Here is a 17,805-nt window from a genome sequence, read left to right as displayed (position 1 = left end):
TAGGGGCGCGCCGCGACTTGCGCCATCCCCGCCGCGAGGGTTGCGACGAAATAAGGCCTCTAGTGCTTCGAGACGTGTTCAGGTTTGCCCTTGCGCTTGGTGTGGGCGAATTCTTCAAGCTGTTTTTCGCTCATCGATTCCATCATGGATTTCGACGCGCCCTTCAACTTGGACTTGGGCGTATCCCCTCGCTTGGCCGACAGGGCGGCTCCGGCGGCTTTCTGCTGGGCGGCGGATTTGGCGGGCATGACGATCTCCTTTCGAGAAGGGAGCAACTGTTCGCCCGCCTTGGAGTTCCGTCAGCTGCCCAGCAGTTCTCTACCGATCAGGAAGCGGCGGATTTCGTTGGTGCCGGCGCCGATGTCGTAGAGCTTGGCGTCGCGGACCAGGCGCTCGACCGGCCATTCCCTGGTGTAACCGGCGCCGCCCAGGGCCTGGACGGCCTCCAGCGTGACCTTCACTGCGTTCTCCGAGGCCAGCAGGATCGCTCCGGCTGCATCGTAGCGGGTGGTCAGGCCCTGATCGCAGGCGCGGGCGACCGAATAGACATAGGCGCGGGCGCTGTTCAGGGCGACGTACATGTCGGCCACCTTGCCCTGCATAAGCTGGAAGGAGCCGATGGCCTTGCCGAACTGTTTGCGATCGCGGACGTAGGGCAGGACCACGTCGAGCGCCGCCTGCATGATGCCCAGCGGGCCGGCGGACAGGACGGCGCGCTCATAATCGAGGCCGCTCATCAGCACGGCCGCGCCGCGCCCTTCGCCGCCCATGATGTTCTCTTCGGGGACCTCGCAGTCCTCGAACACCAGTTCGGCCGTGTCCGAGCCGCGCATGCCCATCTTGTCCAGCTTCTTGGAGACGCTGAAACCCTTCATGCCCTTTTCGATCAGGAATGCGGTGACGCCGCCGTTGCCGTCGCCGGTGCGGGCGTAGACGACCAGGGTCTCGGCGTGGGGGGCGTTGGTGATCCAGAACTTGGTGCCGTTCAGGACGTAGCGGTCGCCCTTCTTCTCGGCGCGGGTGCGCATGGACATGACGTCCGAACCCGAACCGGCCTCGGACATGGCGAGCGAGCCGACGTGCTCGCCCGAGATCAGCTTGGGCAGGTATTTCGCCTTCTGCTCGGGCGTGCCCCAGCGACGGATCTGGTTGACGCACAGGTTGGAGTGGGCGCCGTAGCTCAGGCCGATCGAGGCCGAGGCGCGCGACACCTCCTCCATCGCCACCACATGTTCGAGGTAGCCGAGGCCGAGGCCGCCGAACTCTTCTTCCACCGTGACGCCGTGCAGGCCCAACTCGCCCATCTCGGGCCACAGGTCGCGGACGAACTCGTTTTTCTCGTCGATTTCGGCGGCGCGGGGGGCCAGCCGCTCGGCGGCCCAGCGGGCGGTCGTGTCACGGATGGCGTCAGCGGTCTCGCCGAGGCCGAATTCCATGGATTGGGGCGCGAAGGGAATGCTCATGCCCAAAGGCGTAGCATCGTGCGCGGCCTTCGCAAAGACGCCTGTTAGCGCGACTGTTTGTGCTTTGGCGGGAGGTCCTTGCCGCGCAGGAAGCTCCAGGCCGCCACGCCGATGAAGACCAGCCCCGCCGCCGCCAGACCGGCGCCGATCACCACCGTGGCGTCGCCCGAAGCGGGGGCGTTGAGGGCGCGGCGGAAGGCGGCGATTCCGGCCGCGAAGGCCAGGGCGCCGACGCCGCCGATGAACAGGACGGCGCCCTTGTCGCCCAGGGCGGCGTCGCTGGCGGCGTCTTTGGCGGCGCGTTTTTCATGACGCAGGACGGGCACGCTGGGCGGCGCGGCGTCGGCGGAAGCGGCCTCGGCAGACGTAGCCTCGGCGCCGGGACCTTGCACCGGCGCGGTCAGCAGGGCGTCCAGCGGGGCGGGCTGGTCGGGCGCCGTGTCGAACAGGGCGCGTTCGGCCGAACGGCGGCGATAAAGGGCGTCGACCGGCGGCGAGGCGCGCTCGGGCCAGGCGGACAGGGCGTCGGCGGCCTCGGGCAGGGCGTCGGCGTCCAGCTTCTCCAGCACGTCGGAACCCTGGAAGCGCTCAAGGCCGATGGAGAAGATGAAGCTGGCCAGGGCGTCGAACTGGTGCTGGTTCAGCGGCAGGCGCACCCGCTCGTTCAACAGGGCGACGATGGGCATCAGGTCGTATTGCAGCAGCAGTTCGGCCTCGGTCTCGCTGACCACGGCGCCGGGCCGGGCCGAGCGCGAGTGGCCATAGCCGATGACCGGCGTCCCGTCGCGGCGCAGCACGGTGCGCGGGCGAAAGCCCTCGAAACTCTTGATCAGCAGAAGGCCTTCACGAGAGACCTTGCGGCGTTGCGGCGCGGCTGCGGACACGGACTGACCCAATTCGAAACGGGCGTTCTCGCCCTGACCGGGGCGGAGCAAGCCTTGTTCCGAAACGGGCGAGGCCGTTTCAGGTCATATTTACAGCAGGACGATGGTCGCCAGGCCCAGGAAGATCAGGAAGCCGAAGAAGTCGGTCGTCGCCGTCACGAAAACGGCCGAGGACACGGCCGGGTCGAACTTCAGCTTGGCCAGGGTCAGCGGCGTCAGCACCCCGACGCTGGCGGCGACCAGCAGGTTCAGGATCATGGCCGTGGCGATCACGCCGCCGATCCTCCAGTCCTGGAACCAGAACCCTGCCGCCAGGCCGATCAGCGGAGCCAGGACGAAGCCGTTGGCCAGGCCTACGGCCATTTCGCGCCAGAAGGTGCGCAGGGCGTTCGATGCGTTCAGCTCGCGCGTCGCCAGGGCGCGCACGGTAACGGTCAGGGCCTGCGTCCCCGCATTGCCGCCGATGGCCGAAACGATGGGCATCAGCACGGCCAGGGCGACGATCTGCTGGATGGTGCCCTCGAACAGGGCGATGACGCTGGCGCCCAGCACGGCGGTGAACAGGTTGATGCCCAGCCAGGGCACGCGGCCGCGAACGATCTCCAGCACGCTGGACGAGCGGTCCTCGTCCGAGACGCCGGCCAGACGCAGGATGTCCTCGCGGTTCTCTTCCTGAATGATGTTGACGACGTCATCGACGGTCAACTGGCCGACCAGCCGCCCGCCCGTATCGACTACGGGCGCCGAGATCAGGTGGTATTTCTCGAAGATGTAGGCGACCTCTTCCTGGTCGACGTCCACTTCAATGGGGTTCACCGGCTCCATCAGCTCGGTGAGGGGCGTGTCGCGCGGGCTGCGCAGCATGCGGCTGATGGCCACCCCGCCGACGGGTCGGTTCATGGGATCGACGACATAGATGTCGAAGAAGAGCTCGGGCAGGTGATCGCCCTGTGCGCGGACGTGGTCGATGGTGTCGCCGACGTTCCAGAACTGCGGCGCGGCCATGAACTCGCGCTGCATCAGGCGGCCGGCCGAATCCTCTTCATAGCCGAGCGAGGATTCGATGGCGGCGCGCTCGACCTCGGGCATGGCGGCCAGCACGCGCTCGCGCTGGTCCTCCTCAAGGTCTTCGACGACCGAGGCGGCGTCGTCCGAATCCAGTTCCTGAAGGGCTTCGGCCAGGGTGGCCGAGGGGACGCGCTCCAGCACCTTTTCACGGATGCCGTCGTCCATTTCGGGCAGGGCTTCGGCCAGCAGATCGGGCGGCAGCCACTGGACTACGACCGAGCGGTGTTCGGCGGTCAGGAAGCCCATCAGATCGGCGACGTCGGCGGGGTGCAGGTCTTCCAGCAGGCTGCGCAGCCGCATGCCGTCGCCGTCGTCGGCCGCGTCCACGACCTTTTCGACGAAGGCCGCCGTCAGGGCGTAGTCCTCGCCGAGGGCGGCGTGATCTTCGTCTTCGAGATGAGGGTCTTCGGGGCGCAGAGGGGCAAGGTCCGTGTGGGTCACGTGTCTGCCTCCTCTGGAGTTGATATCAGCCGTATCTAGCCGAGATTCGCCCTGTCAGATCAGATGGTGCGGTCGAGAAGACTCGAACTTCCACGGGTTGCCCCACAGCGACCTCAACGCTGCGCGTCTACCAATTCCGCCACGACCGCTCGCATCGGAGGGCGGGCAATAGCGGAGAGAGAGCGGAAAGAAAAGAGTGTTTTGCGGAAATAGCAGAGACAGGCGCAATTCCTGTCTATCGACGGTGCGTGAGGCCTTCTCTCGACGGGAGGACGAGGGTCAGGCGGCGGCGGGTCGAGAAGGCGCAGCCTTCTGATCGCGACCCAGCATCAGGCCGCGTCGGGTCGAGAAGGCGCAGCCTCCTGATCGCGGCCCAGCATCAAGCCGCCCCTGCCATGAAATCATAGACATCCGCGGGGCGCGTCACCGTGATGGCGATGCGGTCGTCGCGAATCTCGATCTCGCCGCGCGCGACCGGATGGTTGTTGGCCAGGATCCAGACCTCGTCCTTTTCCGAGGCGTCCAGAGGGATCACCGCGCCACGGCCCATGCGCAGCAGTTGCTGCATCGGCAGGACCGAACGGCCCAATACGACCGAAATCTCGACATCGACGGCATCGATCTGGCTCAAAGAGGATACTCGCAAATCAACGGGCGGCCCTTGCGCCGCCGCGTTCGGCCCCACATTGAGGGCATCATGCTTGCCGACCCGTTAAACTCTTCCCAACGCAGCCTGTTTCGCGAAGACGGCCGTCCTGTCGAATGGGCGCTGTCGTCCGGCTACGTCGACTACGCCGCCGCCGAGGCCGCGATGGAGGCGCGCGTGGCCGCCATCGCGGCGGGAGAAGCCGAGGAGATGGTCTGGCTGCTGGAGCATCCGCCGCTTTATACTGCTGGCGTCTCGGCCAAGGACGACGACCTGCTGGCGCCGGATCGCTTTCCGGTGCACCGGACGGGGCGGGGCGGGCAGTTCACCTATCACGGACCGGGCCAGCGGGTGGCCTATGTGATGCTGGACCTGAACCAGCGCGGCAAGGACGTGCGCGGCTTCGTGCATGGGCTGGAGGACTGGATCATCGGCGCCCTGGACCGCTTCGGCGTTGAGGCGGGGATGCGCGAGGGCCGCGTCGGCGTCTGGATCGAGCGCAAGGGCGCGGGCTGGAGCCGCGAGGACAAGATCGCCGCCATCGGCGTCAAGGTCCGCAAATGGGTCAGCTTCCACGGCATCAGCCTGAACGTGGAGCCGGACCTGGACCATTTCGGCGGCATCGTGCCGTGCGGCATCACCGAACACGGCGTAACCAGCCTGGTCGATCTGGGCGTGCTGGCGACGATGGATGAGGCGGACGATGCGCTCAAGTCGTCCTTCCAGCAGGTGTTCGGCCCGGTTCAGCCGGGCGTCGCGCCCCTGTGACGCCGGGCGCCCGGCGCGGCGCCGTAGCGGTTGAAGGCCTTTCGGCAGGGCAGGATCGCGAGGTCGAAGGCGACCAGGGCGAGAGCGGCCGTCGCGACCCAGTCCAGAAGCGTCAGCGGTTGCGGCCAGGCCAGGGCGAAGGCCAGCAGGATCGGCCCGCTCCACCAGCCTGAGCGTCCGCGATCATGCAGGCGCTGCGACAGGACGCAGAAGCCGCCGTAGAGCAGGGCGGCCGCGATCAGGGCGTGAAGCCAGCCGGGCGTTCGCAGAAAAACGTCCACGGCGATCCAGGCGCCGATCAGGCAGACTGCGCCCGCTGAAAAGCGGCTTCGACCGATGCGTCCCGTAGAATTCAAAAAGAGATCAGCCAGGGCGGTCATTCTTGGGGCACGCGGCGTTTCGGCGCGTTTTGCGCCTGCAGAAACCCGGCCTAGTCGGGAAAGGGGCGCGCGTAAACGCCGCGGTCCGCAAAGCGGTGCAATTTCGTCACAGGGGTGGCGACGGCGCCGTTAATGGGTCTAAAACACGACCAACCCGCATACTGAACGGACTGGGAGAAACCCCCTATGCAACGCCTGCTTTCCGCTTCGGCGGCCGTGCTGGCCCTGAGCTTCGCCGCCTCGGCCGCCTCGGCCCAGAACTTCAGCGATCTGGCGCGTCAGGACCTTCAGGCCATGCACGCGGCCCTGCGCGACAACCATCCGGCCGCCGTGACGCCGGGCGAGGCCAGCGCGACCTTCCGCGGCTGGCTGGACACCGGCCTGCAGGAAGCGCAGGCCAAGGCCGGACAGGTCAACAGCGGCGACAGCCACGCCTATCTGCTGCGCTGGTACGCCAACGGCTTCCGCGATTCCAACATCGCCGCCCGTCCGACCTATGAAGGTCTCGGGCCGTATTTCGCCACCAGCTGGCCGGGCGTGGCCACGGCCTGGCGCAACGGCCAGTATGTCGTCTCCTATGTTCAGGACGGCGTGCGCGGCGCGCCGCCGCTGGGCGCCGTGCTGAAGAGCTGCAACGCCGAGCCGATCGAGGACCTGGCCAAGGCCAAGCTGGACCAGTTCGAGGGCGATCTGACGACCGAAGCCGGTCGCGTCCGCAGCGCCCCTTATCTGCTGTGGAACCGCAACAACCCGATGACGACGGGCGTGCCGGGGACCTGCGAGTTCCAGGTCGGCCGTCGCACCCGCAGCTTCACCCTGTCGCCGCAGCCGGCCACGGCCCAGAATCTGGAAGCCGCCTATCGCGCCTCGGTCTATACGCCGTCCGGCGCGCCGCTGTCGGTCGAGATGGTCGATGGGCGTCCGTGGGTCAGCGTTCACTCGCTGGCCGACGACGCGGCCTGGGACGCCTTCTTCGCCCAGGTCGAGGCCCAGTCCGCCGCCATTCGCGGGCCGCAGGGCTTTGTGCTGGACCTGCGCGGCGCCAACGGTTCCTCGGCCAACGCCACCTCGCGCGGCTATGGCCTTGCCAATCGCATCTGGTCGCCGGAATTCACCGTCAGCCGCCAGCCGGAAGCCGGTCAGATCACCTATCGCGCCACGCCGGGCAACCGCCAGTGGTTCGCCGACACCCTGAACCGGATGCAGTCTGATCCGCGCTTCGTTCAGGAATCGGGCGCGGTGATCGAACAGACCCAGGCTATCGTCGCCGCCTTCGACAGCGCCATCGCCGCTGGTCAGCCGACCTTCGTCATGCCGGGCCGCCCGGCGACCCCGGACACCGGCGCCGCCAATCCGGTGCAGGGCCAGGTGGTCGTGCTGGTGGACGCTGGTTGCTCGGGCGGCTGCCTGGACACGCTGGACCTGCTGAGCCGCCTGCCGAACGTGCGCATCGCCGGTTCGACCACGGCCGAAGACACCATCTTCATCGAGCCGACGACCCTGCGTCTGCCGTCCAACTACGCCGACCTGAGCTATGGCCATAAGGCCTGGACGACGCGTCAACGCGGCAACAACTCGCCCTACGCGCCCGCAGGCGCCCTAGCCTACACGGGTGACGCCACCGATGAGACGGCCGTTCGCGCCTGGGTCGCCGGCCTGTTCGGCGCCTGACCGCGACGACCTGAATTCAGCCTATCGAGGGCCGGACGGTGGAACGACCGTCCGGCCCTTCCTATTTTCAGACCATGACCCAGACCGAATCTCACGCCGCCATGCGTTCCGCCTCCGGCTATGACCTGACGCCCCCGACCGACAGCCAGCGCGCGGCGCTGGAGGCCGATCTGTCGCCTGAAGAGAAGCGCGTGCTTCTGGCGCACGGCACCGAGGCGCCGTTCTGCGGGACCTTGCTGGGTGAAAAGCGGGCAGGGGTGTTCTGCTGTCGCGAATGCGGCCTGCCGCTGTTCCGGTCGGGAACCAAGTTCGAAAGCGGCACCGGCTGGCCCAGCTTCACCGAGCCGGTCGATCCGGCCCATGTTCGCGCCGTGCGCGACGACAGCCACGGCATGGTGCGCGTCGAGACACGCTGCGCCCGCTGCGACAGCCATCAGGGCCACGTCTTCCCGGACGGGCCGCCGCCCACGGGCCTGCGCTACTGCATCAACTCGGTCGCCTTGAGTTTCGTAGCCGAAGGCGAATCCCTGCCCGATCCTTTGGGGCGCGGCGATGGGACCGCCTGACCTTGGCCGCATTTAGGGGTAGGGTGGTTGTGAACGGGAGTAGATGCGTATGCTGATCGAACTCATGACGGCCTCCCTCCTGCTGGCGAGCAGCGATCCCGAGGGCGTGGTTTCGACCGCTCCGCGCGCAGGCTCGGGCGCCGTGCCGACCGCCAGCGCGGCCGCGCTGGCCGAGACCGTGGGCGAGGCCTCGCCTGCTGTGACGCTGCAGACGGCGGCGCCGCACGGCCTGAGCACCGAAGAACAGATTTCCCGCTGGATCGGAGAACGCAAGACGGATGCGCGTCCGGTCGAGCAATGGGCCGACGCCTGGGAAGAGGCCGCGCCCCGCAAGATGCACGGCGAAGTCAGCGCCGGGATCGGCACGGGCGGCTATAGCGACTTCGCCGCCGCCGTCTCCATGCCGCTTGGCGAAAACGGCACGTTGAACCTGAGCGTCAGCCAGACCAAGAACGCGCCCTGGGGCTATGGCTACGGGCCTTACGGCTATGCGCCCTACGGTTATGGCGCGGGCCGCTATGGGCTGAACGGCTATGGCTGGCGCGACGCCTATGGCGCCATGCCGGGGCCGATGGGGGTGCGCAGTCCGCATGAACGCCCCAGCCGCATCCGCCCCTTCAGCACGGATGAGCGGCAGGCTGAGCCCGCGCGCGACCCGGATGGCGACGCCGGTCGATCGTCAGACCGCCGATAAAGTGCGTCCCATACGCCACGCAGACCTTTTTTAGGCCTGGGCGTCGCATCGCCGCATTCCCTTTATAGGGCCTGATCCCATATGCCCTCGGGCAAAGGATCAGTATGGACAGTTTGCTTACCTCGGCCGCCGACTTCATCGCCCGCAACGCCATGTGGGCCGGCGTGATCCTTGGCGCGGTGACCTTCTTTGAGTCGCTGGTCGTCATCGGCGCCTTCGTGCCGGCGACGGGCCTGCTGGTCGCGGCGGGCGGACTGGTGGCGGCAGGCGTGCTGGACCCCTTCACCGTCATCGGCGGCTGCGTCATCGGCGCCGTCATGGGCGACGCCATCTCCTACTGGATCGGGCGTCGGCTGGGCACGCGGGTGCTGCGTCATCACCTGCTGGTGCCCCATCGCCGCAAGCTGGCCTGGACGCGCCTGTACTGCCGTCGCTACGGCGTGGCTTCGATCTTCATTGGCCGTTTCTTCGGTCCCTTGCGCGCCTTCGTGCCGGTGATGGTGGGCGTGCTGCAGATGCGCCAGCGCGTGTTCCAGATCGCCAACGTCAGTTCGGCCTTCGTCTGGGTGCTGGCCATGCTGGCGCCGGGCTATCTGGCCGCCAAAGGGCTGGCGCGGCTGGAGATGATGAGCGAGGCGCACAATCCGACACTGTGGCTGCTGGCCTTCGTCGCGGTGGTGGCGGCCCTGGTCGTCGCCATGCGTTGGCTGAAGGGCCGCGCGGCGCGGCGCAACGCCCTGCTGGAAGCCTCGGTGCGCGGGCTGGGGGAGTAAGACTCGCCCGCTCTTGTCCGGTGTAGGGCGCAAGGCGAGAGGCCGGCCCTCGGCCATCCTCGGGCCTGTTCTGAGCTGTGTCTGTTCATCCCCGCTCATCCCGGCGGACGCCGGGACCTAGTGCTTTGGCTTCAGAGCGCTCGGCTGAGCGGTTAGGCCCCGCTCTGGCTCACTCACTGGGTCCCGGCGTCCGCCGGGATGAGCGGAGGTAGGCAGCGAGAAACACTCAAACAGAACTGCCCACGAAAAAGGGCCCGGCGGATGCCGGGCCCTTTCGCGTTCCTGCCGTGCGGCGGGATCAGTCGTGGGTGTGGCTGTGCGATTCGGCGGCCGTAGCCGTGCCCGAGGCGCTCCAGGCCTGACCGTCTTCGCTTTCGAACCAGAACGGCTTGCGCTCAGCGCCGCCGACCTCGTTCATATGGTTATCGAACAGCCGGCCGTTGATCATGGTGTGGCTGATCTTGGTCGAGTCCCGCAGGTTCTCGAGCGGATTGGCGTCCAGAACGACCAGGTCGGCCAGCTTGCCGGTTTCCAGCGAGCCGATGTCCTTGTCCATCCCCAGCGCACGGGCGCCGTTGATGGTGCCGACACGCAGGGCTTCGTGCGGGCTCATGCCGCCCTGTTCGAACATCCACAGCTCCCAGTGGGCGCCGAGACCTTCGCGCTGACCGTGGGCGCCGATCTGGACCGAGACGCCCTGATCCATCAGCCGCTTGGATTCGCGGGCGATGGAGATGTGGTTCAGCTCTTCCGGAGGGGTCTTGACCGGCCGACGCGAGCGATCGTCCAGAATGCGGCGCGGGACATACTGGCTGAGGATCGGGTCCTTCCAGACGTCGGTGACCTCATACCAGTGGTTCTCGCCCCAGGCGCCGCCGAAGCCGACGATCAGGGTCGGGGTATAGGCCGTACCCGTCTGCGACCACAGCTGTACGGCGTCGTCGTACATGCGCGCCACCGGCACCGAGTGCTCGATGGTGGTGTGACCATCGACCAGCATGCTCATGTTGACGTTGTAGAGCGAGCCGCCTTCCGGAACGACCATCATGCCCAGTTCGCGGGCGGCCTGCATGATCTGCTGACGTTGTTCGCGGCGCGGCTGGTTGTAGCTCTTGACGCTCCAGGCGCCGACGGCCTGCATCCGGCGAAGGTGCGAGCGCGCGTCGTCCAGGCTGTTGATCACTGCGGTGGTCGGCGTGGCTGCGCCGTACAGGACCGTGCCGGTCGAGAAGATTCGCGGCGCGACCACGCGACCGGCCTTGGCCAGTTCGCTGTGGGCGAAGATTTCGCTGTTGTTGTTGGACGGGTCGTGCAGCGTCGTCACGCCGAAGGCCAGGGCGGCGTAGTTCACCCAGCTCTGCTGCGGGATGATCTGATCCGAGCCCATGCGGCCGTGCCAGTGGGCGTCGACCAGACCGGGGATGATGGTCTTGCCGGCCACGTCCATGACGTGGGCGCCGGCCGGAACCGTGACCGAGCCGCGCGGGCCGATGGCTTCGATGCGGTTGCCGTTGATGACGACGACGCCGTCCTCGATGACTTCCTCGCCCTTCATGGTGATCAGGCGGGCGCCCGACAGGACCGTGACGCCGCTGGGGCGGGCGTAGTCGGCGGTGAAGCCGATCTTGATCCCGTGCTCGGCGGGCTTGGGCAGATCTGCCGGGGCGCCGTCGACGAAGGCGAAGCTTTCGCTCAGCGGACGCGAGAACAGCTCCGGTCCCATCGACCACTGCAGACGGCTGGAATCGCCCGACCAGTGCAGCCATTCGCCCGCATCGCGAGTGACGCGCGTCTGCGGCAGGGCCTTGGTGTCGGCTCCGACCGTGATGGCGCGGCCCGTGGAGGCGAAGGGCGCGATATAGGCGTTGAAACGCTCGGTCCAGGCGATCCACTGCTCGTCCGGCGAGACCGAGAACTCGGCCGCCCATTCGCTGCTCAGGTGGTTGCGCACCTCGCCGCCCGACAGGTTCATCGAGCGCAGGACGCGCTTGTCGCCCTCACGCGCGCTGACGAAGATGCGGTCGTTGCTGGCGCCGAACTGCGGCGTCGTGCCCGAATCGGTGATCTTGACCGGCGCGCCGCCGCGCACGGAGACGCGGTAGACGCCTGGCTCGCGGCTCCACAGGGCCGAGCGCAGATAGCCGTCGCTGGAGGTGCGGTAGACGACCGTCTGTCCGTCCGGCGAGAAGCGCGGCTCCAGATAGTGGCCGGGGTTGGTCGTGATGGTTCGGCCTTCGCCGCCTGCGACGGGAACGACGCGGATGGAGCCCAGTTTGTCGTCGCTCCAGGTCGTGTAGACGATCGAGCGGCCGTCGCGCGACCAGGAGGGATACAGCTCGAAATGATCGCTCTGGCGAGTCAGGCGGCGCGGCGTTCCGGCCACGCCGTTACGCAGGTCGCGGACCCACAGATTGCCCAGGGCTTCGAACACCACCTTGGAGCCGTCGGGCGAGGTCTGCGCCCAGCGGATCATCTTCACTTCGAACTGGTCCGGCGCCACCTCGACGGGGAAGCGGGCGGTCTCCTGCACCCGGCGGGTGTCGGTGACGCGGAAGGGAATCTCGCTGACGGCCTTGGAGGCCACGTCGATGCGGCGGATCTTGCCGCCCGCCCAGATGACGATGGAGCCGTTGTCCGGCGTCCAGGCGAAGCCTGGATAAACGCCGTGGATGGCCCAGGTCTCCTGCATGTCGCGGTCAAGGGCGTCGTAAATCGGCGTCTCGCGGCCCGACTCCAGGTCCATGACGTAGAGGACCGACTGGTAGCGATCGCGGCGCACGAAGGCGAGCGACTTGCCGTCCGGCGACGGCGTCGGGCGCACTGAACCGCCCGGGCCGGTGACGAAGGGCTTGATCTCGCCCGTCTCGCGATCCAGGCGACGGATCACATAGAGCTGGGTGTTGGGGTCCTTGGAATAGTCGAAGACGCCCCCCGGCGTGGCGTCGTCGCTGAAGTACATATAGCGGCCGTCGGGCGAGAAGGCGGGCTCGCCCGTGTCCTTCTGCTGGGTGCGGCGTTCGGTCAGTTGCACGCCGCTGCCGCCGCCCGAGCGGTGGTACATCCACATCTCGCCCGCGCCCAGCGAGCGTGAAGAGGTGAAGTGCTTGCGGCCGACGACGAACTGGCTGTCAGGCGTCCAGGTCGGGGAGTTCAGCAGGCGGAACGTTTCATTCGACACCTGACGCGGGTTGGAGCCGTCGCGGTTCATGACCCACAGGTTTTCGCCGCCGCCACGGTCGGAGGTGAAGGCGATGAAGCGGCCGTCCGGCGAATAGCGCGGCTGCATGTCCCACGACACGCCCGAGGCGATCGGACGGGCTTCGCCGCCGCTGATGGGCATCACATAGATGTCGCCCAGCAGGTCGAAGACGATCTCGCGGCCATCGGGGCTGACGTCGACGGCCATCCAGGTGCCTTCGTCGACGTTGATGTTTATGTCGCGCTGGGGACCGATGGGATTCTGGACATCCCATTTCGGCGTCGCCGTCTGGCTGGAATCCTGGGCGAAGGCCGGGAAAGCCACGGCCAGAGCCGCAGCCGTAGTCAATAGAACGCGCTTCATGAAAGCCCCCTCGGCTATCAAACGTATACAGATGGGGGCGAAGCTAGCGGCAGCGGCCGGACCTTGGCTAGTCGGGATAAGGTCGGCAGGTCCGAATATTCTTCGGTGAATCGTGAGTGCCTCGGCCTGCTTGTTCAAAAGCAGAGCTTGAGGCCTGACCAGCTTTCGGCGCCGAGGCGGTGGATCAGGATTATCGGGGCCGGAAATGGACGAGGCCCAGACCGGAAGGTCTGGGCCTCGATGGTGCCGCCGGGCAGGATTGAACTGCCGACCTCAGCCTTACCAAGGATGCGCTCTACCACTGAGCTACGGCGGCGGGTCACTGAGGAAGCGGCCGTATAGCCAAAGGTTTTGGCCGGGCCAAGCCAAAAATGCACGCTTGATCAAAATCTTTGGGCGCGGTCTGCTGCGGTCATGGATAAGCCGACCAAAGACGCCGATGGGGCGGGCCCGGAGCCCGCCGTTCCTTCTTCAGCTTCGCCCGCCGCCTCGGCCAAGGCCGAGCGAGCAGCGCGATTGGCCGCCGCCCTGCGTGCGAATCTGCGTCGCCGCAAGGCGCCGGGCGCGGGCGGTGCGCGCCCGGCCAAGGAAAGCAACTGAAAGTCATCCCTATTGCGAAGTTCCGGCCTTTCGCCTGCGCCGCCAGGCTTGCTAGATAGCCGGTTCGCCGGGCCGTAGGGGCCCGGCCTCCCAGGACTTCCCCGACACTCATGGACAGCATCGTCATCCACGGCGGCCACCGCCTCAACGGCTCCATTCCAGTCAGCGGCGCCAAGAATTCGGCGATCAAGCTGATGGCGGCGTCGATTCTGACGGATCAGCCCCTGTTGCTGACGAATATGCCTCGTCTGGCGGACACACGATTCCTGGGCCAGTTGCTGCGTCAGTTCGGCGTGGAAGTGACCGAGCGGGACGGCGCGGATGGACAGGAGACCCTGTTTCATGCGCCGGAACTGACCTCCACCTTCGCTCCCTATGATCTGGTGCGTCAGATGCGGGCCTCGTTCAACGTGCTGGGACCGCTGCTGGCGCGCACGGGGAACGCCAAGGTCTCCCTGCCGGGCGGCTGCACCATCGGCGCGCGTCCGGTGGATCTGCACCTGCAGGCCCTGACCGCTATGGGCGCGGCCATTGAGCTGGAAGAGGGCTATGTCTCCGCCACCGCACCCAGAGGGTTGCGCGGGGCCGAGATCGAGTTTCCCTTCGTCTCCGTCGGCGCGACCGAACACGCCCTTCTGGCCGCCGTGCTGGCGGACGGGACAACGGTGCTGAAGCGGGCCGCGCGCGAGCCTGAGATCGGCGACCTGGCCCGCTGCCTGACCGCGATGGGGGCCAGGATCGAGGGGCTGGATACGGACGTGCTGACGATCACCGGCGTCTCGTCCCTGTCAGGCGCGACCTGGTCGGTGATTCCCGACCGGATCGAGATGGGCTCCTATGCGCTTGCTGCGGCGATGGCTGGGGGCGAGGTGCGCCTGACCAAGGGCCGCGCCGATCTGATCGCCGCCCTGACCGACAGGATGATCGAGGCGGGGGTCGAGATCGAGCCCACGGACGACGGCCTGATCGTGCGCCGCGACCCGACGCAGAGGCTGAAGGCGGTCGACGCCACGACCGAGATCTATCCGGGCTTCGCCACCGACCTGCAGGCGCAGTTCATGGCCCTGATGACGACGGCCGAAGGCGAAAGCGTCATCCAGGAAAACATCTTCGAGAATCGCTTCATGCACGCGCCGGAACTGGCGCGTCTGGGCGCGGACATTACCGTCCACGCCGGTCAGGCGGTGGTGCGGGGCGTCGAGAGGCTGAAGGGGGCGCCGGTCATGGCGACCGATCTTCGCGCCTCCATGTCTCTGGTCATCGCCGGTCTTGTGGCCGAAGGTGAGACGACGGTCGGCCGCGTCTATCATCTGGATCGCGGCTTCGAGCGCATGGAAGAGAAACTGGGCGCCTGCGGCGCCGATGTCCGACGCATCAAGGGGGAGGGCGATGACCACTGACGGCGAATCCATCCCTGATCCTATGATCGACGGCGATGGCGAGGAGGCCGCGCCGATCGCGCCGCTGCGCCTGCTGGCCGAGGATGCGGACGACCTGCAGATCATTTCGGCTGCGCTTCAGGACGCCATCATGCGCCCGGTCGATATCCGCTGGGAAAAGGAGGCGCGGCGCCTGACGGTGGTCCTGTCGCGCTTCTGTTGGGAATGCGGGGGCACGCGCGTCATGGCGGCCATGCAGTTCGGCGACGTTCAGGCGGTCAAGAGCCGCCGTCTGCCGCGCCTGCCGGATCAGGCGCTGGAACTGCTGGCGATGGACTTTCATCCGACCGAGGCGCCGGGAGGCAAGGTGTTCATGATGTTCGCCGGCGGCGGAGACCTGCGAATCGACGTCGAATGCCTGGACGCGGTCCTGACCGATCTGTCCGAACGCTGGCCCGCCCGCGTGGCGCCGACTCATCTGGACGAGGCGGGCTGATGAGCGCGACGCACAAGCTGACGGCGATCGAGATCGACAACGCCTCCCTGCCTGCGGCCACGGCCGAGATCGAGCATGAGCGCCGTGTCGCCATCTTCGACCTGGTGGAGCAGAACAGTTTCGTGCCCGAAGGCGCCGAAGGCGGACCCTATGGGCTGAAGCTGTCGTCGCAGGACAATCGCCTGGCCTTTGACATCACCGGCCCGGATTTCAGCCGCACCCATGTCCTGTCCCTGACCCCCATGAAGACGGTGATCCGCGACTATGGCCTGATCTGCGAAAGCTATTACGAGGCCCTGCGCGGCTCTTCGCCCAGTCAGATCGAGTCGGTCGACATGGGGCGCCGAGGCCTGCACAATGAAGGCGCCGCCCTGCTGAAAGCGCGTCTGGAAGGCAAGGTTGAGATGGACCAGGAGACCGCGCGGCGGCTCTTTACTTTGGTCTGCGCCCTCTACCGTCGGGGCTGAACTCGACTATCTAAGCGTTTTGGTGCATTAGGCGCCCTCACTTTTACGGCTCGCGCTCACGCCCGGCGCGAGCCTTATGCCGTATTCACAGGGGCGAGAGAGGCCGCATGGCTAAGGAAGAACTTCTGGAGTTCCCCGGCGTGGTCAGCGAATTGCTGCCGAACGCGACGTTCCGCGTGACGCTGGAAAACGATCACGAGATCATCGCCCACACTGCGGGCAAGATGCGCAAGAACCGCATCCGGGTGCTGGCCGGCGACAAGGTGCTGGTCGAAATGACGCCCTATGACCTGACCAAGGGTCGCATCACCTATCGCTTCAAGTAAGGACGCGCGTGTCGCGTCCTGACGCCCTGGCTCCGAGGCTGATCCTGGCCTCGTCGAGCCCGCGCCGTATCGAACTGCTGGCGCAGATCGGCATTGCGCCCGATCTGGTCGACCCTGCCGACATCGACGAAACGCCCGAGCGGGCCGAGACGCCCACGCGTCTGGCCCAGCGGCTGGCCTGTTCCAAGGCCGCCGTCGTGGCCGAACGCCATCCCGAAGACGTGGTCCTGGCCGCCGACACAGTGGTGGCTGTCGGGCGCCGTCTGCTGGAAAAGCCTTCTGACGAGGCCGAGGCGATCCGGTTTCTGAAGCTGCTGTCGGGACGCAATCATCGCGTCTTCACCGGTGTGGCCGTGATCTGCGGCGGGCGGACGTCCTGGCGGGTGGTGGAAACCCGCGTCAGCTTCAAGCCGCTGTCGGACGGCGAGATCGCCGCCTATGTCGCCTCGGGCGAATGGCGCGGCAAGGCCGGGGGCTATGGCATCCAGGGCCGGGCGGCGGCCTTCATCACCCGAATCGTCGGCAGTCATCCCGCCGTCATGGGCCTGCCTCTGTATGAAGCGGCGAATCTTCTTCGCGGCGCCGGCTGGCGAGGCGAGGGGGCCTGATGGCCGATATCGAGGTCTTCCTGGACGCGGCTCCGGGCGAGACCCGAGGCGTGGCGTTCCGCGACGGCCGCGCCGAGACCCTGATCCTTCATAGAGACGACGACCGGCCCGAACATCGCCTGGGCGCGCGGGTCGTGGGCCGGGTGGCGCGGCTGGCGCCGGGGCTGCACGGCGCCTTCGTCGACCTGGGCTGCGGCGAGCCGTTCGGCTTCCTGCCGCTGGGCAAGGCGGATCGTCCGACTGAAGGCGCCAAGCTGGAACTGGAAATCACCGCTGAGCCCCGCGAGCGCAAGGGGCCGGTGCTGCGCCGTCTGGCCGAGGCGAGCGGCGAGCCGCGCCTGCTGACGCCGGGGCCGGATATTCAGGCGATTCTGAAGACCCTTTATCCTGACACGCCCATTACGACCGGCGCGGAGGCCATGCGCGCCGCGACGGAGGCTCAGGAAGAGGCGCTGGCGGGCGGGGTTGTCGCGCCTGCGGTCGGGCTGGATCTGGCGATCCAGCGCACGCGCGCCCTGATCGCGGTCGACATTGATTACGCCCCTGTCGCCGGTCGTGATTCCCGCAAGGGGCGCGAGGCGGTGAATCGCGAGGGGCTTCGCCAGACCGCGCGCCTGCTGGGCCTGACGGGGTGGGGCGGTCTGGTGGCGGTCGATCTGGCGGGCGTGGGCCTGCATCCCGAAAGCACGTTGAACATGGCGCGTCAGGCCTTCGCCGGGACGCAAGGCGTAGCGGTGGGGCCGCTCAGTCGGTTCGGGCTGCTGCAACTGTCCCTGCCGTGGGGGCGAACCCCGGCGGACGAGCGGCTGGCCGGGCCGGGCGCAGCCGAACGCGCCGCCCTGCATCGCCTGCGACTGGCGTTGGCGACGGATCGGGCGACGCCGCGTCTGACGCTGCATTGCAGCCCGGCCTCTGAAACGATTCTGTCGCCGTGGGCGGCTGAACTGGGGCCGCGCGCCCATATCCGCCCCGACGCCGCGCCGGGCGACTTTCATATCAAGGAGGGCTGACGC

At 67.4% G+C, this 17,805-nt stretch carries 19 protein-coding genes and 2 tRNA genes; 12 read left to right on the top strand and 9 right to left on the bottom strand.

From position 1 onward, the window contains the following. Positions 1–59: 59 nt before the first annotated feature. The 6 genes from H556_RS0104005 to H556_RS0103980 form a co-directional block, all read right to left on the bottom strand. Positions 60–248, bottom strand: coding sequence for a DUF3008 family protein (locus H556_RS0104005; RefSeq protein WP_024353207.1), 189 nt, complete (start codon positions 246–248; stop codon positions 60–62). A gap of 51 nt (positions 249–299) precedes the next feature. Further along, the gene (locus H556_RS0104000; RefSeq protein WP_024353206.1) at positions 300–1,463 is read right to left on the bottom strand and encodes an isovaleryl-CoA dehydrogenase; all 1,164 of its coding nucleotides are present in this window, start codon (positions 1,461–1,463) and stop codon (positions 300–302) included. 44 nt (positions 1,464–1,507) lie between these two features. After that, entirely contained in the window at positions 1,508–2,398 is an 891-nt protein-coding gene (locus tag H556_RS15815; RefSeq protein ID WP_024353205.1) for a lysozyme, read from the bottom strand. Between the two features lie 39 nt (positions 2,399–2,437). After that, on the bottom strand, positions 2,438–3,856 hold the full coding sequence (mgtE, locus tag H556_RS0103990) for a magnesium transporter (RefSeq protein ID WP_024353204.1): 1,419 nt from the start codon (positions 3,854–3,856) through the stop codon (positions 2,438–2,440). A gap of 64 nt (positions 3,857–3,920) precedes the next feature. Further along, positions 3,921–4,005 (bottom strand) — tRNA-Leu (locus tag H556_RS0103985). Positions 4,006–4,235: 230 nt separating this feature from the next. Then, a complete protein-coding gene (locus tag H556_RS0103980) occupies positions 4,236–4,541 on the bottom strand; it encodes a FliM/FliN family flagellar motor switch protein (RefSeq protein ID WP_199683734.1) in 306 nt (101 codons plus the stop codon). Between the two features lie 12 nt (positions 4,542–4,553). Here H556_RS0103980 and lipB point away from each other — a divergent pair, with 12 nt between their 5' ends. Then, positions 4,554–5,270 (top strand): lipoyl(octanoyl) transferase LipB, encoded by a 717-nt coding sequence (gene lipB, locus H556_RS0103975; RefSeq protein ID WP_024353203.1) that lies wholly within the window; start codon positions 4,554–4,556, stop codon positions 5,268–5,270. Here lipB and H556_RS0103970 read toward each other — a convergent pair. Continuing rightward, positions 5,246–5,650 carry a DUF805 domain-containing protein gene (locus H556_RS0103970; RefSeq protein ID WP_024353202.1) on the bottom strand — a complete coding sequence of 135 codons (405 nt, stop codon included), beginning with the start codon at positions 5,648–5,650 and terminating at the stop codon, positions 5,246–5,248. The two genes, lipB and H556_RS0103970, sit on opposite strands and share 25 nt — an antisense overlap. Positions 5,651–5,836: 186 nt before the next feature. Between H556_RS0103970 and H556_RS0103965 the strand changes: the two genes are divergently transcribed. From H556_RS0103965 to H556_RS0103950, 4 genes are all read left to right on the top strand, one after another. Then, positions 5,837–7,321, top strand: coding sequence for a hypothetical protein (locus H556_RS0103965; protein ID WP_024353201.1), 1,485 nt, complete (start codon positions 5,837–5,839; stop codon positions 7,319–7,321). A 74-nt stretch (positions 7,322–7,395) separates the two neighbouring features. Continuing rightward, positions 7,396–7,887 (top strand): peptide-methionine (R)-S-oxide reductase MsrB, encoded by a 492-nt coding sequence (gene msrB / locus H556_RS0103960; RefSeq protein ID WP_024353200.1) that lies wholly within the window; start codon positions 7,396–7,398, stop codon positions 7,885–7,887. A gap of 49 nt (positions 7,888–7,936) precedes the next feature. Further along, entirely contained in the window at positions 7,937–8,581 is a 645-nt protein-coding gene (locus H556_RS0103955) for a hypothetical protein (RefSeq protein ID WP_024353199.1), read from the top strand. Between the two features lie 104 nt (positions 8,582–8,685). Further along, positions 8,686–9,354, top strand: a complete 669-nt coding sequence (locus H556_RS0103950) for a DedA family protein (protein WP_024353198.1) — start codon at positions 8,686–8,688, stop codon at positions 9,352–9,354. Positions 9,355–9,652: 298 nt separating this feature from the next. Here H556_RS0103950 and H556_RS0103945 read toward each other — a convergent pair whose 3' ends face one another. Next, positions 9,653–12,916, bottom strand: a complete 3,264-nt coding sequence (locus H556_RS0103945; protein WP_024353197.1) for an amidohydrolase family protein — start codon at positions 12,914–12,916, stop codon at positions 9,653–9,655. A 241-nt stretch (positions 12,917–13,157) separates the two neighbouring features. After that, a tRNA-Thr gene (locus tag H556_RS0103940) sits at positions 13,158–13,232 on the bottom strand. A gap of 98 nt (positions 13,233–13,330) precedes the next feature. Between H556_RS0103940 and H556_RS0103935 the strand changes: the two genes are divergently transcribed. From H556_RS0103935 to H556_RS0103905, 7 genes are all read left to right on the top strand, one after another. Further along, positions 13,331–13,516, top strand: a complete 186-nt coding sequence (locus H556_RS0103935) for a hypothetical protein (protein ID WP_024353196.1) — start codon at positions 13,331–13,333, stop codon at positions 13,514–13,516. Between the two features lie 110 nt (positions 13,517–13,626). After that, the gene (gene murA / locus H556_RS0103930) at positions 13,627–14,916 is read left to right on the top strand and encodes a UDP-N-acetylglucosamine 1-carboxyvinyltransferase (RefSeq protein ID WP_024353195.1); all 1,290 of its coding nucleotides are present in this window, start codon (positions 13,627–13,629) and stop codon (positions 14,914–14,916) included. Next, complete coding sequence (locus H556_RS0103925; RefSeq protein ID WP_024353194.1) at positions 14,906–15,391, top strand: DUF2948 family protein; 486 nt, start codon at positions 14,906–14,908, stop codon at positions 15,389–15,391. The genes murA and H556_RS0103925 overlap by 11 nt, the downstream gene beginning before the upstream one ends. Further along, positions 15,391–15,858, top strand: a complete 468-nt coding sequence (locus H556_RS0103920; RefSeq protein ID WP_024353193.1) for a UPF0262 family protein — start codon at positions 15,391–15,393, stop codon at positions 15,856–15,858. Before H556_RS0103925 ends, H556_RS0103920 begins: the two co-directional genes overlap by 1 nt. Positions 15,859–15,965: 107 nt before the next feature. After that, on the top strand, positions 15,966–16,184 hold the full coding sequence (infA, locus tag H556_RS0103915; RefSeq protein WP_003164348.1) for a translation initiation factor IF-1: 219 nt from the start codon (positions 15,966–15,968) through the stop codon (positions 16,182–16,184). Between the two features lie 8 nt (positions 16,185–16,192). Then, positions 16,193–16,792 (top strand): Maf family protein, encoded by a 600-nt coding sequence (locus tag H556_RS0103910; protein WP_024353192.1) that lies wholly within the window; start codon positions 16,193–16,195, stop codon positions 16,790–16,792. After that, positions 16,792–17,802 carry a S1 domain-containing protein gene (locus tag H556_RS0103905; protein ID WP_024353191.1) on the top strand — a complete coding sequence of 337 codons (1,011 nt, stop codon included), beginning with the start codon at positions 16,792–16,794 and terminating at the stop codon, positions 17,800–17,802. Before H556_RS0103910 ends, H556_RS0103905 begins: the two co-directional genes overlap by 1 nt. Positions 17,803–17,805: the final 3 nt, after the last annotated feature.

The organism is Brevundimonas naejangsanensis DSM 23858, from assembly GCF_000421705.1.
Taxonomy (GTDB): domain Bacteria; phylum Pseudomonadota; class Alphaproteobacteria; order Caulobacterales; family Caulobacteraceae; genus Brevundimonas; species Brevundimonas naejangsanensis.
This window is presented reverse-complemented; position numbering and strand designations above follow the sequence as displayed.

What these genes read in the sequence shown, in the direction of transcription:
- H556_RS0103970 (WP_024353202.1), bottom strand. Translation starts at nt 5,650, where the DNA reads ATGACCGCCCTGGCTGATCTCTTTTTGAATTCTACGGGACGCATCGGT.
- H556_RS0103925 (WP_024353194.1), top strand. Translation starts at nt 14,906, where the DNA reads ATGACCACTGACGGCGAATCCATCCCTGATCCTATGATCGACGGCGAT.
- murA (WP_024353195.1), top strand. Translation starts at nt 13,627, where the DNA reads ATGGACAGCATCGTCATCCACGGCGGCCACCGCCTCAACGGCTCCATT.
- msrB (WP_024353200.1), top strand. Translation starts at nt 7,396, where the DNA reads ATGACCCAGACCGAATCTCACGCCGCCATGCGTTCCGCCTCCGGCTAT.
- infA (WP_003164348.1), top strand. Translation starts at nt 15,966, where the DNA reads ATGGCTAAGGAAGAACTTCTGGAGTTCCCCGGCGTGGTCAGCGAATTG.
- H556_RS0103905 (WP_024353191.1), top strand. Translation starts at nt 16,792, where the DNA reads ATGGCCGATATCGAGGTCTTCCTGGACGCGGCTCCGGGCGAGACCCGA.
- H556_RS0103950 (WP_024353198.1), top strand. Translation starts at nt 8,686, where the DNA reads ATGGACAGTTTGCTTACCTCGGCCGCCGACTTCATCGCCCGCAACGCC.
- H556_RS0103955 (WP_024353199.1), top strand. Translation starts at nt 7,937, where the DNA reads ATGCTGATCGAACTCATGACGGCCTCCCTCCTGCTGGCGAGCAGCGAT.
- H556_RS0104000 (WP_024353206.1), bottom strand. Translation starts at nt 1,463, where the DNA reads ATGAGCATTCCCTTCGCGCCCCAATCCATGGAATTCGGCCTCGGCGAG.
- H556_RS0103935 (WP_024353196.1), top strand. Translation starts at nt 13,331, where the DNA reads ATGGATAAGCCGACCAAAGACGCCGATGGGGCGGGCCCGGAGCCCGCC.
- lipB (WP_024353203.1), top strand. Translation starts at nt 4,554, where the DNA reads ATGCTTGCCGACCCGTTAAACTCTTCCCAACGCAGCCTGTTTCGCGAA.
- H556_RS0103920 (WP_024353193.1), top strand. Translation starts at nt 15,391, where the DNA reads ATGAGCGCGACGCACAAGCTGACGGCGATCGAGATCGACAACGCCTCC.
- H556_RS0103965 (WP_024353201.1), top strand. Translation starts at nt 5,837, where the DNA reads ATGCAACGCCTGCTTTCCGCTTCGGCGGCCGTGCTGGCCCTGAGCTTC.
- H556_RS0103945 (WP_024353197.1), bottom strand. Translation starts at nt 12,916, where the DNA reads ATGAAGCGCGTTCTATTGACTACGGCTGCGGCTCTGGCCGTGGCTTTC.
- H556_RS0104005 (WP_024353207.1), bottom strand. Translation starts at nt 248, where the DNA reads ATGCCCGCCAAATCCGCCGCCCAGCAGAAAGCCGCCGGAGCCGCCCTG.